This is a genomic window from Streptomyces sp. 1331.2 (assembly GCF_900199205.1).
Lineage (GTDB): Bacteria > Actinomycetota > Actinomycetes > Streptomycetales > Streptomycetaceae > Kitasatospora.
Genome location: NZ_OBMJ01000001.1, coordinates 3,365,371 through 3,380,150, shown reverse-complemented (window position 1 = coordinate 3,380,150; position 14,780 = coordinate 3,365,371). Strand labels below are relative to the sequence as shown.

Genomic DNA, 14,780 nt, shown 5'->3' with positions numbered 1-14,780 from the left:
GTCACCAGGTGGTGCCGGCGGGCTCCTCGATGGTGGTGTTGATGCGGTTGAAGAGGTTGGTGAGTCCGATCATCAGGATGATCGCGGAGAGCTGTTCCTCGGTGAAGTGGTCGGTGGCGGCGTCCCAGACCGGGTCGGGGACGGCCTTGCCGGAGCGGTCGGCGATCCGGGTGGCGGCCTCGGCCAGTTCGAGGGCGGCGCGCTCCTCCTCGGTGAAGAACGGCGCCTCCCGCCAGGCGGCCACCGCGTGCAGCCGTTCGTCGGTCTCGCCGTGCCGCTTGGCTCCGTTCACGCCGGCGAACACGCAGGCGCTGCAGCCGTTGATCTGGCTGACCCGCAGGTGGACCAGCTCCAGGAGCTGCGGGGCGACGCCGCCCCGGTGGACGGCCTGGTAGATGGCCTGGATGCCCTTGGTCGCCTCCGGCAGGACCGTGGCGGGGTTCTTCATGCGGGCAGTAGTGTGGGCGGTGGTCATCGCGGGCTCCTCTTCGTCGGTTAGCGTCCCTCACCCAACCGACGGATCGCGACGCGAGGATGTGACAGGTGACCGGAGAGAATCTTCTGGCCGAGCGCTTCGAGGCGGAACGCCCCCAACTGCGTGCGGTGGCCTACCGGATGCTCGGGTCGATCGCCGAGGCCGAGGACGCCGTCCAGGAGGCCTGGCTGAAGCTGAGCCGCAGCGACGTGGGCGAGGTGCGCAACCTCGGGGCCTGGCTCACCACGGTCGTCGGCCGGGTCTGCCTGGACCAGTTGCGCTCCCGTACGTCCCGCCGGGAGGAGCCGCTGCCCGAGCAGGACGGCCAGGTGCGGCTGCCGGACCCGGTGGTGAGCGGGCTGGCGGCGCTGGACCCGGTGCACGAGATCCTGGTCGCCGACTCGGTCGGGATCGCGCTGATGGTGATCCTGGAGACGCTCTCCCCGGCGGAGCGGGTGGCCTTCGTGCTGCACGACATGTTCGAGGTGCCCTTCGACGGGATCGCGGAGGTGCTGGGCCGCACCTCCGCCTCCACCCGGCAGTTGGCCAGCCGGGCCCGCCGCCGGGTCCAGGGTGCGACCCCGGCCGCGGACGCCGACAACGCCCGCAAGCGCGAGGTGGTGGAGGCGTTCCTGTCCGCGGCCCGGGGCGGGGACTTCGACGCCCTGCTGACGGTGCTGGACCCGGAGGTGGTGGCCCGCTCCGACGGCGGCACGCTGGTGCCGAGCGCGCTGCGCCGCGGCGCGGCCGAGGTGGCCACGAACGCGATCACGTTCGCCACGTTCGCCGCCGACGGACGCCTGGTGCTGGTCAACGGCTCGCCCGGGGTGGTGTCCTTCGCCGAGGGGCGTCCGCTGTCGGTCATGTCGTTCACCATCCACGACGGCCGGATCACCGCGCTGGACATCCTCACCGACCCGGTCCGGCTGGCCGCCCTGGGGCTCAACCCCTGACCGCCCGCCGGTGCTGCCCGCCGGGTGCCCGCCGTGCCCCGGGAGTCCGTCCGGCCGCTCGCCGGACGGACTCCCGGGCGCGGCCGGGCCCGTGGAGAACCAGCCCGTCGGGTGCGTTGTCGGACCCTCGCGCTACCGTGCCCCGCATGGCGAACTTCGTACTCGTGGCGGGCGCGTGGCTCGGTTCCTGGGCGTGGAGCGAGGTCGTGCCGCAGCTGCGCGCGGCCGGGCACGGGGTGCACCCGTTGACGCTCTCCGGGCTCGCGGAGAAGCGGGGCGCGCCCGCCGGGCAGCAGGTGCACGTGGCGGACATCGTGGCCGAGGTGGAGCGGCTCGGCCTGCGGGAGGTGGTGCTGGTCGGGCACAGCTACTCGGGCATCCCGGTGGGCCAGGCCGCCGAGCGGATCGGCGACCGGCTGGCCCGGCTGGTCCTGGTGGACGCCAACGTGCCGGTGGCGGGGCAGTCCTTCGCCGACCAGATGCCGGAGCCGGCCGCGCTGCGGGCGGAGCTCGCCGCCCACGGGGGCTGGTGGCCGCCGCTGCCGCCCGCCGAGTTCGCCGGTCAGGGGCTGACGGCCGGGCAGATCGCCCGGATCACCGCCGGCGCCACCCCGCACCCGGGCCCCTCGCTGACCGAACCGGCCGTGTCCGCGGGCCCGTTGAGCGCCCTTCCGGCGGTGTACGTGAAGTGCCTGCTGGACTGGCCGGAGCCGCCGCCGGGGGTCGCCGCTCTGGCCGCGGCGGGCCACTGGCAGCTGGTGGAGCTGAACACCGGGCACTGGCCGATGTTCTCCCAGCCGGCCGAACTGGCGCGGATCCTGCTGGAGTCGGCTCGAAAGGCTCAGACCGACAGGTAGACCGCGCTGCCGAGGCCGGCCAGGAAGCAGTAGACCGCGAACGGCGTCAGGCTGCGGGTCTCGAAGTACTTGGTGAGGAAGCGCACCGAGACGTACCCGGCGGCGAAGGCGGCGACGCTGCCCGCGACGACCGGGCCGAGCACGGCGGAGTTCTCCGGCTTGAACAGCTCGGGGACCTTCAGCACCGAGGCGGCCAGGATGACCGGGGTGGCGAGCAGGAAGGAGAACCGGGCGGCGTCCTCGTGGTGCAGTCCGCGCAGGATGCCGGCGCTCATGGTGACGCCGGAGCGGCTGATGCCGGGGAACAGCGCGAGGATCTGCGCGGCGCCGATCCAGGCGCCCTGCCCGTAGCCGAGCCTGGTCAGCCGGTGGTCGGAGGCGACCGCCGGGTCCGTGCCGGGCTCGTCGACGGGGGCGGCGTGCCCGGCCCGGCGGCGGCCGGTGCCGCCGCGCTTGAGCCGTTCGGCGCCGAGCAGCACCAGCCCGTTGAGGGCGAGGAAGACGGCGGCGGGGACGGGCTTGCCGAGGGCGTTGCGCAGCGCCTTCTCCAGGACGAGCCCGGCCACCCCGACCGGGATGGTGGAGAGGATGAGCAGCCAGGCGAGCTTCTCGTTGCGGCTCTCCACCCGGCGGTGGCGGATCGAGCTGAACAGGCCCCCGATGACGCGCACCCAGTCCTGCCAGAAGTACACGACCAGCGCGAGCGCGGTGGCCAGGTGCAGGGCGACCAGCGCGGCGAGGTAGGAGGAGCCCTCGGCGGTCATGTCCAGGTCGTGCTGGATCTTCCCGCCGATCAGGGCGGGCAGCAGGATGCTGTGGCCGAGGCTGGAGACCGGGAAGAGTTCCGTCACACCCTGCAGCAGGCCGACGCCTATCGCTTCCGGGTAGGTCAGGGTGGACATCGCGCACCTTCGCTCGGGGGTCGGCGGCCGGCCGATTCCGGGGGCCTCCGCGAAGCTACTACGGGCATGTAGACGTTCGGCAGGCCCGCTGTCAGAAGTTCACCGACCGTACGCCTGCGGGACACCGGGGCCCGGCTGTGCGACCGACGCCCCCGCTGGGGTCAGTCCGCCACCCGCCGCCAGCCCACCCCGTCCGCGCCCACCGGCGCCGCCGCGAAGTCGTAGCGCAGCCCGTCCGGCCCGAGCGCGAGCAGCGAGATCGAGGAGGAGCCCCAGATCCGCCCGTTGCCGAAGTCCCGCCGCTGGACCAGCGCGGCGTCCTCGTCCAGCGCCAGCCCGTCGCCGGTGACGATCGGCAGCCAGGCGCCCCAGGCCCGCTCGGCCGGCCCGTCGCCGGTCGGCTCAGGCCGGGGTGCGGCGGCGAAGCGGGCCCGGAAGTGGTCGGCGCGCGAGGCCATCAGGGCGCTGATCCGCTCGGAATCGGCCCGGTTGGCGGCCCGGCCCTCCAGCCCGTCGTTGAGCACCACGCTGAGCCCGGCGGGCAGTTCGCGCCGTTCCGCCCGCACGCCGTCCCAGCTGGTGACGGCGACGCCGTCCGGCCGGGCCAGCAGGAGGTGGAAGGGGTCGTACGGGGTGAGGTCGAGGTGGCCGGTGCCGCCCTCGGTGACGGCGGTGAGCGGAAGGCGGCCGCGGGTGCGGCGGGTGTCGGCGGGGGCGGCCGGGCCGAAGCCGTTGAGCAGGCAGGCGGCGGTGCGCCGGGCGGGGTCGACGGCCAGCCAGGTGCCGCCGGCCGCGAGGTCGAGCCCGCCGAGCAGTCCGGGCCGGTCCGGCCAGTGGCGGCCCGGCGGCAGCCAGGCGCGCCCCAGGTACTCGTCCCGGACGGAGAGCAGCAGCACCGGTACCGCCGCTGCGGGTTCGATGCTGACGAATGCCGTGCACACGAGCCTGTTCCCCCTGACCTCGTCCTGCCTGCGATCCTCGCACGGCTGTTCGTGCACCGGAAGTGGCCCAAGGAACCGGGTGCCGAATGCACCAGACCCCTGGTCCACCGGCTGCCTAGGCTGGCTGCCATGACGACGACGAACGAGACCGTGACGACGACGGACGGGACGGGAGCCCACCCCCACGCCCATGTGCCGGCCCCCGCCCTGCGCCTCCCGCTGGGGAAGCTGGCCCCCGCCTTCTACCGGGCCATGGTGGCCGTGGACGAGGCCGCCCGGACGGGCCTCGACCCGGTGATCGTCGAGCTGGTCAAGTTGCACGCGTCGGTGATCAACGGCTGCGCCTACTGCATCGACAAGCACTCCACCGACGCCCGCGAGCTGGGCGAGCGGGAGCACCGCCTGCTCTCCCTCCCGGCCTGGCGCGAGACCCCGTGGTTCACCGCCCGGGAGCGCGCCGCGCTGGCCCTCACCGAGTCGGTCACCCTGCTGACCCAGGGCCACGTGCCGGACGCGGTGTGGGCGGAGGCCGCCGAGCAGTTCGACGAGACGGAGCTGGCCCAGCTGGTCGCGCTGACCGCCACCATCAACGCCTGGAACCGGATCGGCGTGAGCACCCGCATGTCGCCGGCCGCGAAGTGAGGATCGCAGACATGACGACGCAGCAGGAGAAGGCCCGGCTGCTCCGGGAACTGCACCGCGCGGGCGATCCGCTGGTGCTGGCCAACGTGTGGGACGCGGCCTCCGCCCGGCTGGTGGCCGTCGCCGGGGCGCGGGCGGTGGCCACGGCCAGCGCGAGCGTCTGCTGGTCGCTCGGCAGCCCGGACGGCGGCGGCGCCGACCGCGAGCAGGTGCTGGCCCGGACCGCCGAGGTGGTCCGCGCCGTCGACCTGCCGGTCACCGCGGACCTGGAGCACGGCTACGCGGACACCGCAGCCGGCGTCGGCGAGACGGTCGCCGCGCTGCTCGCCACCGGCGCGGTCGGGGTGAACCTGGAGGACGAGGGCCGCCCGGTGGCGGAGGCCGCCGAGCGGATCGCGGCGGCCCGGGCGGCGGCGGACGCGGCCGGCGTCCCACTGTTCGTCAACGGGCGTACCGACGTGTTCCTGTACGGGCTCGGCGCCCCGGAGGAGCGGCTGGACGAGGCGGTCCGCCGGCTGCGGGCGTACGTCGAGGCGGGCGCGGACGGTGTGTTCGTTCCCGGCGTCGCGGACCCGGAGACCATCGCCGCGCTGGTCGCGGCCGTCCCGGTGCCGCTGAACGTGCTGGCCGGGCCCGGCTCCCCGTCGGTCGCCGAGCTGGCGAAGCTGGGCGTCGGCCGGATCAGCCTCGGCCCGGGCCTGGCCAAGGTGGCCTACGCGGCCGTCCGCCGGGCCGCCGAGGAGGTGTACGGGAGCGGCACGTACGCCGCCCTCGACGGCGGGCTGACCTACCCGGAGCTCAACGGGCTCTTCGCGGGCTGAGGCCGGGGCCCGAGGCCTGAGCCCGGGATCAGGCCTCGGGCTCAGGCCCGGGCGGCCGGTCGGACGGGGGTCGGCCGGCCGCCCGCCCGCCGTCAGCCGATCTGCCCGCTGAGCCCCGGGTGGCTCATCTGGTTGGTGCCGACGGCCTCCACCTCGTTGGCGGTGTGCCCGACCACCGGGAGCTTGCCCACGGTCTGCAGGGCGATGTCGGCGGGGGACAGGTTGAGGCCGTCGGTCAGGCCGCCGGTGGCGTCCGGCGAGGAGGCGACCTGGCTGGTGGCGGAGGCCGCCGGGGCGGCCATGGCGAGGCCCGCCATGGTGAGGGCGGCCAGGGTGGCGAGCTTCCGCCCGTGGCGGCGCAGGCCGGGGGTGTCCGCGCGGTGGGTGTTCGTGCCGTGGTTCGTCATGCACTGCCGAACGACCCGGCCGCCCTCAGGTCACCGGGTGGCGTCGACCGTCACCCACAGGGTCTTCACGCCGTTGCTGACGAACGAGGCGATCGGCTCGTTGCTCCGCCCCTCGGCCGCGGCCAGCCCGGGGAAGCGGTCGAACAGGTGCCGCAGCGCCGTCTCGGCCTCCAGCCGGGCCAGCCCGGAGCCCAGGCAGAAGTGCGGGCCGTGGCCGAGCGAGAGGTGCCGGGCAGGCTGCCGGGTGAGGTCGAAGCGGTCGGCGTCGGGGTGGTGCCCCGCGTCGCGCCCGGCCGCCGCGTACGACGCGAGCAGCGCCTCGCCGCGCCGGATCACGACGTCGCCGACCTCGATGTCCTCGATCGCGTAGCGCAGCGGGAACTGCCCGACCGGCGCGTCGTAGCGCAGCGTCTCCTCGACCACCGCCGACCACGGCACGACGCCGTCCAGGACGAGCCGCAGCTGGTCGGGGTGGGCGAGCAGGGCGCGCACCGCGTTGGTGATCAGGTTGAGCGTGGTCTCGTGCCCGGCGACCAGCATCAGCAGCAGGGTGCCGACGAGTTCGGCCTCGCTGAGCCGCTGCTGTCCGGGCCCGTGGCCGTCCTCGCGGGCGGCGATCAGGTCGGTGGTCAGGTCGTCGCCGGGCTCGGCCCGCTTGGCCGCCACCACCGAGGCGAGCAGGGCGTTCAGGTCCCGTTGGGCGGCCATCGCGGCCTGCGGGGTGGCCGAGCTGGAGACCAGGGTGTCGGACAGCTCGTGCAGCTCGTCCTGCTGCTCCACCGCGAGGCCGAGCAGTTCGCCGATCACCTGCATGGGCAGCGGGTAGGCGAAGTGCTGCTTCAGGTCGAACTCGCCCTCCAGCTTCGCGACGTCGTCCAGCAGGGCGATCGCCCGGGCCTCGATGGCGGGGGCCAGGGCGGCGATCCGGCGCGGGGTGAAGGCCTGGGAGACCAGTCCGCGCAGCCGCCGGTGGTCCTCGCCGTCGGCGGTGACCATGCCGGGGACGGCGATGAAGTTGAGCAGCGGCCAGCCCTCCGGCAGCCGGCCCTCGCGGAAGGTCGTCCACAGCCGGGCGTCCTTGCCGACCCGGGGGTCGGCCAGCACCGACTGGAGGGCGTCGTGGTGGGTTATCGCCCAGACCACCACCCCGCCAGGGAGCTCCACCAGGACCGCGGGGCCGGCCGCTCGGAGCCGGGCGTTCTCTCCGTGCTGGTCCTGTCCGAAGGGGTCGAGTCGGACGGGTTCGGGTCGGGCTCCGGGGCTGTCGACGGCGGTGTCCATGCGGGCCTCTCGGGGGCTGGCGGGCGGGGCGGGGTGAAGGCGCTGTACAACACGGGCAGGGCGGTCAGGGCCCGCGACCACGGGGACGGGCGCCAGGCCAGTTCGCCCGGGGGAACGGCGAGTTGGAGGTCGGGCAGGCGGTGCAGCAGGGTCTCGACGGCGGTCTCGACGATGATCCGGGCCGGGTGCTGGGCCGGGCAGACGTGCCGCCCGGCGCCCCAGGCGAGGTGCGCCCGGTTGCCGCCGAGCGAGCCCTGGGCGGCGGCGGAGACGCCCTGGGCGGCCGGGTCGGCGTTGGCCGCGGCCAGGCCGAGGACGAGCATGTCGCCGGCGCTGATGTACTGGCCGCCGAGCACGGTGTCGCCGGTGGCCCAGCGGCCGGGGAAGTTCTGCGTCGGCGGGTCGCGCCAGAGCACCTCCTCCAGCGCGTCGGAGACGGTGAGCCGGCCGCCGGTGAGGGTGGCCCGGAAGCGCCGGTCGGTGAGCAGCAGCCGCAGGCTGTTGCCGGTCCAGTTGATCGAGGTCTCGTTGCCCGCGACCATCAGCACCACCAGGTGGTGCACCGCCTCCTCGTCGGTCAGCCCGGCGGGGTGGGCGAGCAGCCAGGAGGTGAGGTCGGCGCTCGGCGCTTCGCGGCGGCGCCGGACGAGGTCGACCAGGATCGCCTGGAACTCGGCGCCGGCGCGCTGGGACTGCGCGCTGCTGTCCACGAAGTGGCTGATCAGCTCGACGAGTCGGGGCCCGGCCTCGGCGGGCAGGCCGACCAGCTGGGTGAAGACCAGCAGCGGCAGCGCCCGGGCGTACTGGGCGATCAGGTCGGCGGTGCCGTCCGGCCCCCAGCTGTCGATCAGGCCGTTGGCGGCGGCCTCGGTGGTGCCGCGCAGCTGGTGGTGGTCGATCTGGGCGAGGGTGTCCGAGACGGCGGAGCGCAGCCGCTGGTGCTCGGCGCCGTCCAGGTTGAGCAGGGTGGGCCGCCACGAGGTCATCGTCAGCAGCCGGGAGCCGGCCGACAGCCGGCCCTCGGCGGGCACCCGCCAGCGGCGCGAGTCCTTGGAGAACAGCGCCTCGTTGCGGGTGAGTTCGAGCAGTTCGGCGTAGCCGAGGACGAGCCAGGCCTCGACGCCGGGCTCCAGCTCGATCGGGGCGACCGGGCCGTAGTGCGCGCGCAGCCGGGCGTACAGGCCGTGCGGGTCCTCGGCGACGGCCGGGCCGTACAGCGGGGTCAGCGGGACGCCGACGGGCAGGCCGCCGCCGTGGCCGGGCCCGCCGACGGGCAGGCCGCCGCCGTGCGCGACGGGGCAGCCGGCCGGGGGGGTGGGGCCGGCCGGGCCGACGGGACCGGGGTCGGGGGCGCTCATCCCTGCAGCTCCAGGATCGAGTTGCGGTGCAGGTGGTCGACGAAGTCGATCAGCAGGTCGTAGGACTGTCGCCGGTCGCGCGCGTCGCAGAACAGGATCGGTACGTCCGGCAGCAGGTCCAGCGCCGAGCGCAGCTCCTCCTCCGGGTAACTCGGCGTGTCCGGGAAGGTGTTGACCGCCACCGCGAACGGGATGCGCTGCTCCTCCAGCCGGCCGAGGACGTCGAAGCTCTCGTCCGGGCGGCGCAGGTCGACCATGGCGATCGCACCGAGCGCGCCGCGCGACAGGTCGTCCCACAGCGGCCAGAACCGCTGCTGCCCGGGCGTGCCGAACAGGTACAGCGCGAGCCGCGGGTTGAGCGTGATCCGGCCGAAGTCCAGCGCGACCGTGGTGGTGGTCTTGCCACCGCGCCCGGTGAGGTCGTCGACGCCGCTGCTGGCGGCGGTCATGGTCTCCTCGGTGCGCAGCGGGGTGATCTCGCTGAGCGAGCCGACCAGGGTGGTCTTGCCGACCCCGAACGGGCCGGTGACCAGGATCTTGACCGCGCCCTGCACCGAGGACGGCAGGTACTGCGGCCCGTCGGCGGACCCGGCGGACCCGGGGGATCCGGCGGCGGACCCGGGGGCCCCGGGGGTGGCTTCAGCGGAGTTGGCGGAGGCCAACGAGCACCTCTTCCAGAAGGGTTGCGGGCAGGCGTTCGGCCTGCGGAACGGGCGGGAGCACCTGCACGGCGCCGAGGTCCCAGAGGTCCCCGACCAGCACCTTGACGACGCCGAGCGGCAGCCCCAGGTGGGCCGCCACCTCGGCGATGGACAGCAGGCTGTGGCAGAGCGCGAGGATGCGCCGGTGCTCCCGGTTCAGCAGCGCGTGCTCGGGCAGGACCGGCGGTTCGGGCAGTTCCGGTCGTCCGGGTAAGGCGCTGACCAGGCTCTCCACGGCCAGCTCGGCCCGGGTGGAGCGGCTGCGCCCACCGGTGATGACGTACGGGCGGACCGGCCCGCTCACCGGTGGCCCCCCGCCGCGTGGTCGACACGCGGCGGGCTGGTGAGGTGGCTGCCGATCCGCTCGACCAGGACCTGCATCTGGTACGCGACCAGGCCGGCGTCCACCGCCTCGCTGGTCACCACGGCCAGGTGCGCCCCGGCCCCGGCGGCGACGATGAAGAGGTAGCCGCCGCCGTACTCGATGATGATCTGCCGGGTGGCGCTGCCGGGGCCGCCGAAGCCCGTCGCGACGCCGCGGGCCAGCGACTGCAGTCCGGAGCAGGCGGCGGCGAGCCGTTCGGCGTCCTCGCGCGCGATGCCGGTGCTGCGGCCGATCTCCAGGCCGTCGTTGGAGACGACGACGGCGTGCTGGACCTGCGGGACGGCGATGATGTCGGCGAGCAGCCAGCCGAGATCAGGGGTGGTGGTCATGGAACTCTCCGGAGCGCTGGGGAAGTCGGGGGGACGGGGGAAGGGAAGGGTCGAACCGGGCCTGGGCCTGGAGCTGGGTGTGAGCCTGAAGCTGGGCCTGGGCCTGGGCCTGGACCTGGGCCTGGGCGTGGGCCTGGGCGGCCGATCGACCGCTGGCGGTCCCGGCCTGGAACATCGCCATGAACGCCTGGGCGTCCCGGGCCGAGCGGTACGGCGGCGCGGGAGGCGCTGGGGGAGCGGCGTGTTGGGCGGGGCGGTGGGCGCGGTCGCGCCGGTGGCTCCGACGGGGCAGTGGCGGCGGGGTGTCGCCGGTGACGGGGGGCCGGCCGGGCGGCGGGGTCTCCAGCAGCGGGTGCTCGGCAGGAGCGGCCGGTCGGGGGTGGGGGGTGAACGCCCGGTCGTCCGGCCCGAGGCCGGGAACGGTGGGCGGCAGCGGCTCGGTGAGCAGCGCGTTCGGCAGCAGCACGACCACGCGCACGCCGCCGTACGGTGAGGGGGCCGAGCTGAGGGTGACCCGGAAGCCGTACTGCTCGGCCAGCCGGCCGACCGCGGCGAGGCCCAACTGCGGTACCTCGCCCAGCCGGGAGACCTCCAGGGTGCTGCCGCCGGCCAGCGCGGCGGCCGCCTTGGCGATGGCCTGCTCGGGCATGCCGACGCCGCCGTCGTCGATCTCGATGACGGCGCCGTTGTGCACCGGCATCAGGGTGACGAACACCTGGGTGCTGGGCGGGGAGTAGCGGGTCGCGTTGTCCAGCAGCTCGGCGATGGCGTGGATCAGGGCCTCGGCCGCGGCGCCGACCACCGCGGTCTCGATCCGGCTGCGCACGACCACGCGCTGGAACGGCAGGATGCGGGACTGCGCGCCGCGGACGACGTCCTCCAGGGTGACCGGTTCCGGCCAGTGCCGGCCGGCCCGCGCGCCGCACAGCACGGCCAGGGTCTGGGCCAGTCGGGCCTGTTGGGCGGCCGCGTGGTCGGCCTTGAGCAGGCCCTCCAGCAACGCCGGGTCGTCGTGGGTGCGTTCCATCTCGTCCAGCAGCGCCTGCTGGTCGTGGGCCATCACCAGGATCCGGCGGGCGACGCTGAGGAAGGCCCGCTGGGTGGAGGCGGTGAGCTCCTGCTCCTGCTGGACGACGGCCAGTTCGGCGCCGCGGCGGCAGAGTTCGGCGTCGAGCCGCTCCTGGAGCCGGGCGAGCTCCTGCTGCATCCGGTCGGCGCGGCCGCGGTGGGTGACGGACACGGCGCGGTACCGCGCGGCGGCCACGAGGGCGAGGACGGCGAGCACGCCGGTTGCCGTTACGGACCACTGAGTCATCGTCACGCGGCGAATTCTAGGGTGATGATCCTACGAAGGTGTGAACGGATCTCGCCATGTGACCGGATCTCGTCAATATCGAGTCAATCCGGCCTCAAACCCGCCTCGTTCGACCCCAATCGCCGCACCTGACGAGGCCCCGGGTCGTCCGGCTTGGTCCGTTGTCGAACTTCCCCGCCACCCGTGGTGGCCGAAACACGTCCCGGGATGTGTGGGACGTGTGTGCAGGGTGTCGCGGAAGGGGCGCCGTCCGGTGCAGGGGCAGCCGACTCAGAACCCCGGCTCCCCAGAAGGCGGATGGTCGCCCAGCCGCCGCACCAGCACCAGGGTCCGGTCGTCCGCGACCTGCCCCGCCACCGCGTGCACCAGCCGCTGCGCCGCCCCCCGGTCCGGCCGCTGCTGCGTCCGGTGCGCGCGCACCACCGGCTCGGCGGCGGCCAGCAGCCGGCCCACCCCGTCGTCCAGGTCCCGGCCGGGCACCTCCACCAGCCCGTCGCTGAACAGCAGCAGCGAGTCCCCGCGCCCCAGCCGCCCGGCCACCGCCGGGTACCGCGCCCCCGGCACCAGGCCCAGCGCCGGGCCGCCGTGCTCGGACGCCTCCCAGCCGCCCCCGCGGCAGTACCGCACCGGCGACGGGTGGCCCGCGTTGAACAGCCGGTAGCGGCCGGTCGCCGGATGCAGCGCCAGGTGGACGGCGGTGGCGAAGTGGTCCTCCCAGCCCATCCGGACCAGGTGGTCGTTGGCGGCCGGCAGGAACGCCTCCGGCGGCACCCGGCCCAGCAGCATCGCGAACGCACCGGACAGATGGGTCGAACGGGCCGCCGCCCGGCTGCCCTTGCCCGACACGTCCACCAGCACCAGCTCCAGCAGGTCCTCCTCGGGGCGGTGGGCGCACAGCAGGAAGTCCCCGGAGAACGAGGCACCGCCGGCCGGGGCCAGTGCGCTGTCGAAGTGCCAGTCCAGCAGGCGCTCCGGCAGCCGGGCCAGCGTCCGGTTGTGCTCGGCCAGCTCCAGCAGCATCGAGTCGCCCTGCGTGCCGCGCAGCCCCAGCCGGTGCCGGAACCGGTTCGCCGTCAGCACCGTCGCCCCCGTAACGGCCAGCACCGCCGTCACCCCCAGCCGCACCCCGCGCGGGTCCTGCACCACCGCCCCCAGCACGCTGCCCGCCACTGCCGCGCCCACCAGCACCCGCAACTGCCCGCGCCGCAGCACCAGCCCGCCACCCACCACCGGCAGCACCAGCGCCGACGGCGGCCACCCGTACGGCATCAGGATCGGCAGCACGCTCAGCCCGGCGGTCCCCCCGAGCAGCACCCCCAACGCCACCCGCCCGGCCCGCACGTCCCCGTCCAGCAGCCGCCCGTACCACCGCCGCACCCTCGCTATCAGTGCGGGCACCTACGACCTCCGGCCAGGGGGCGGTCCCCGGTCATGACCACCAATCAGACCGGTCACACTAACCCCTCACCCCCCACCCCACCCCGCCCCCTCACCAGCACCGCCTCCCCCTCCACCACCCCGCCGGCCCCCTCGCCCACACGAGAAGTCGGCCCATCCGACTTCCTGCGCCTCCGCCTCCCGCGTCAGCCCCGCTCGCCGCCGAGCGTCCCCGCCCCCCGCTGCAGCGGACGCCGGAAGTCGGCAGATCCGACTTCCGGCGCGGCTTTCTCCGTCGCATTGCCCCACGTGCCTCGCCCGCGCCGTCCTTCCTGGCTGAGCTTCCCTCCTCCAGCCCCTTGCCCGCGCGAGAAGTCGGCCGGGCCGACTTCTCGCGCGGGCCTCCCGCGTCAGCTCGCTCGCCGCTTCCTTCGTGCCGGCGGCCAGCGTGGACAGCCCCTCCCGCTCAAGCTGCGCGAGAAGTCGGCGGGTCCGACTTCTCGTGAAGGGTCACTCCGTGAGGTGTCGGCTCGGCCGGCCCTCTAGGCCGGCCAGGTGCGGAGGCCGGTGGTGAGGGTGGTGATGAGGCGGTCGTGGGTGGTGGTGAGGTCTTCGGCGAGTTGGAAGGCGCCGGCGGTGGTGAGGGAGGCGAAGCCGTGGGCGAGGGAGCGGACGGTGCGGGCGGCGTGGATCGCCTCGGAGCCGTCGAGGCCGTACTCCCGCAGGACGGCGATGATCACGCCGACGAGTCGCCCGGCCGCCCGGGCCAGGTCGTCGTCGGGCTGCGGGGCCTGGGGGAGGGCGTTGTAGCGGTGCGGGTGTTCGGTGGCGTACGCGTGGTACGCCCGCAGGACGGCGGCGACGGCGTCGTCCCCGCTGCGGCCGACCGCGGCGTCGGCGAGCCGGCCGGCCAGTTCGTCGGTGACCCGGACGGCTATCAGCCGCCGCAGTTCGGCGAGCCCACCGCTGACGTGCTTGTACAGGGAGGGGGTGGCGACCCCGGCCCGGGCGGCGACGGCGGCCAGGGTGAGGGCGTCGGCCCCCTGTTCGTCGATGACAGCGAGGGCGTGGTCGACGACCTGGTCGGGGGTCAGTCCTACGCGGGGCATGGCTTCGGGTTCTCCGTGGGGAAGGTGGGGCGTCGGGCGGGCAGGAGCGCGGCGGTCAGCCGATCTCGGCGAGGAAGGGCAGCAGGGCGTCGGCGGTGGCCTGCGGGTTGTCGGCCATCGGGTAGTGCCCGGACCCTTCGATCATCGCCTTTCGCGCGTCGAGTGCCGCGGCCTGCCGGTCGGCGACGAGTTCGGGCTTCGGGAAGTCGGGGTCCTTGCTGCCCATGACGACCAGCGCCGGGCACCGTACGGCGGCGGTCCAGCCGGTCGGTGCCGAGTCCCCGGTGACGTACCCGCGGGTGGCGGTCTTGCGGCCGGGGGTGCGCAGTGCGGCGACCAGCCCGTTCACGTACTCGTCGAAGTCGGCGGGCTTGGCGCCGGGGAAGGCCATCCGGCGCAGGTAGAGGCCCCAGACGGCCGGCCAGTGGACGATCGCCGCGCCCATCAGCCCCATGACGCCGCGCATCAGGGCGTTCGGCCGCGGGCTCTCGACGAAGGCGTCGAGGAGGGCGATCCCGGCGACCCGTTCGGGCGCGTTGCCGGCGGCCTTGACGACGGTGGCCCCGGTGTACGAGCTGCCGACGAGGACGGCGCGGTCGATGCCGAGGTGGTCGAGCAGGGCGAGGACGTCGTCGGCGAGGGCGGCGGGGCCGTAGTCGTCCCAGGTGATGGAGGACTCGCCGAAGCCGCGCAGGTCCATGGTGACGACCCGGTGGCCGGCGGCGACGAGCAGCGGGCGGAGGTGCCGGTACGCGGCCCGGCTGTCGAGCATGCCGGGGAGCAGGACGACGGGGGTGCCGTCGCCCTGCCGGGTGTCGTCGAAGGCGATCCGCCCGCCGGGGACGGTGAGGTACTGGGTGTTCGGGGTGCCGGTGCCGTTCATGGTGGGCCCTCCTCGGTCCGCCGCTGCTGCGAGCTATCGGCGAG

Annotated in this window: 17 protein-coding genes; 4 read left to right on the top strand and 13 right to left on the bottom strand. The window is 74.7% G+C overall.

What is annotated here, in order from left to right:
* Position 1: 1 nt before the first annotated feature.
* Positions 2-475, bottom strand: coding sequence for a carboxymuconolactone decarboxylase family protein (locus tag CRP52_RS14305; protein ID WP_257032476.1), 474 nt, complete (start codon positions 473-475; stop codon positions 2-4).
* A 68-nt stretch (positions 476-543) separates the two neighbouring features.
* Between CRP52_RS14305 and CRP52_RS14300 the strand changes: the two genes are divergently transcribed.
* The gene (locus CRP52_RS14300; protein ID WP_097236744.1) at positions 544-1,428 is read left to right on the top strand and encodes a sigma-70 family RNA polymerase sigma factor; all 885 of its coding nucleotides are present in this window, start codon (positions 544-546) and stop codon (positions 1,426-1,428) included.
* A gap of 146 nt (positions 1,429-1,574) precedes the next feature.
* Positions 1,575-2,285: an alpha/beta fold hydrolase gene (locus tag CRP52_RS14295; protein WP_097236743.1), complete on the top strand. Its 711-nt coding sequence runs from the start codon at positions 1,575-1,577 to the stop codon at positions 2,283-2,285.
* On the opposite strand, the gene CRP52_RS14290 is transcribed toward CRP52_RS14295, so the two are convergent.
* A complete protein-coding gene (locus CRP52_RS14290) occupies positions 2,270-3,187 on the bottom strand; it encodes an undecaprenyl-diphosphate phosphatase (protein WP_097236742.1) in 918 nt (305 codons plus the stop codon). The two genes, CRP52_RS14295 and CRP52_RS14290, sit on opposite strands and share 16 nt — an antisense overlap.
* A gap of 161 nt (positions 3,188-3,348) precedes the next feature.
* The gene (locus CRP52_RS14285; RefSeq protein ID WP_097236741.1) at positions 3,349-4,128 is read right to left on the bottom strand and encodes an NRDE family protein; all 780 of its coding nucleotides are present in this window, start codon (positions 4,126-4,128) and stop codon (positions 3,349-3,351) included.
* 129 nt (positions 4,129-4,257) lie between these two features.
* Here CRP52_RS14285 and CRP52_RS14280 point away from each other — a divergent pair, with 129 nt between their 5' ends.
* The gene (locus tag CRP52_RS14280; protein ID WP_097236740.1) at positions 4,258-4,770 is read left to right on the top strand and encodes a carboxymuconolactone decarboxylase family protein; all 513 of its coding nucleotides are present in this window, start codon (positions 4,258-4,260) and stop codon (positions 4,768-4,770) included.
* Between the two features lie 11 nt (positions 4,771-4,781).
* Complete coding sequence (locus CRP52_RS14275) at positions 4,782-5,591, top strand: isocitrate lyase/PEP mutase family protein (protein WP_097236739.1); 810 nt, start codon at positions 4,782-4,784, stop codon at positions 5,589-5,591.
* A 92-nt stretch (positions 5,592-5,683) separates the two neighbouring features.
* Here the strand turns inward: CRP52_RS14275 and CRP52_RS14270 are convergent, their stop codons facing one another.
* The 10 genes from CRP52_RS14270 to CRP52_RS14230 form a co-directional block, all read right to left on the bottom strand.
* The gene (locus CRP52_RS14270) at positions 5,684-5,998 is read right to left on the bottom strand and encodes a hypothetical protein (RefSeq protein WP_097236738.1); all 315 of its coding nucleotides are present in this window, start codon (positions 5,996-5,998) and stop codon (positions 5,684-5,686) included.
* A 30-nt stretch (positions 5,999-6,028) separates the two neighbouring features.
* Positions 6,029-7,162 carry a cytochrome P450 family protein gene (locus CRP52_RS14265; RefSeq protein WP_257032475.1) on the bottom strand — a complete coding sequence of 378 codons (1,134 nt, stop codon included), beginning with the start codon at positions 7,160-7,162 and terminating at the stop codon, positions 6,029-6,031.
* Positions 7,126-8,637, bottom strand: coding sequence for a cytochrome P450 (locus tag CRP52_RS39525; protein ID WP_257032474.1), 1,512 nt, complete (start codon positions 8,635-8,637; stop codon positions 7,126-7,128). The genes CRP52_RS14265 and CRP52_RS39525 overlap by 37 nt, the downstream gene beginning before the upstream one ends.
* Positions 8,634-9,203, bottom strand: a complete 570-nt coding sequence (locus tag CRP52_RS14260) for a GTP-binding protein (RefSeq protein ID WP_257033065.1) — start codon at positions 9,201-9,203, stop codon at positions 8,634-8,636. Before CRP52_RS14260 ends, CRP52_RS39525 begins: the two co-directional genes overlap by 4 nt.
* Positions 9,204-9,276: 73 nt before the next feature.
* The gene (locus tag CRP52_RS14255) at positions 9,277-9,642 is read right to left on the bottom strand and encodes a DUF742 domain-containing protein (protein ID WP_097236735.1); all 366 of its coding nucleotides are present in this window, start codon (positions 9,640-9,642) and stop codon (positions 9,277-9,279) included.
* The gene (locus CRP52_RS14250) at positions 9,639-10,052 is read right to left on the bottom strand and encodes a roadblock/LC7 domain-containing protein (protein ID WP_097236734.1); all 414 of its coding nucleotides are present in this window, start codon (positions 10,050-10,052) and stop codon (positions 9,639-9,641) included. Before CRP52_RS14250 ends, CRP52_RS14255 begins: the two co-directional genes overlap by 4 nt.
* Positions 10,036-11,367 carry an ATP-binding protein gene (locus tag CRP52_RS14245; protein WP_097236733.1) on the bottom strand — a complete coding sequence of 444 codons (1,332 nt, stop codon included), beginning with the start codon at positions 11,365-11,367 and terminating at the stop codon, positions 10,036-10,038. Before CRP52_RS14245 ends, CRP52_RS14250 begins: the two co-directional genes overlap by 17 nt.
* Positions 11,368-11,637: 270 nt before the next feature.
* Entirely contained in the window at positions 11,638-12,765 is a 1,128-nt protein-coding gene (locus CRP52_RS14240) for a PP2C family protein-serine/threonine phosphatase (RefSeq protein WP_143685738.1), read from the bottom strand.
* A gap of 521 nt (positions 12,766-13,286) precedes the next feature.
* Positions 13,287-13,853, bottom strand: coding sequence for a TetR/AcrR family transcriptional regulator (locus CRP52_RS14235; protein WP_097236731.1), 567 nt, complete (start codon positions 13,851-13,853; stop codon positions 13,287-13,289).
* Between the two features lie 55 nt (positions 13,854-13,908).
* A complete protein-coding gene (locus tag CRP52_RS14230) occupies positions 13,909-14,736 on the bottom strand; it encodes an alpha/beta fold hydrolase (protein ID WP_097236730.1) in 828 nt (275 codons plus the stop codon).
* Positions 14,737-14,780: the final 44 nt, after the last annotated feature.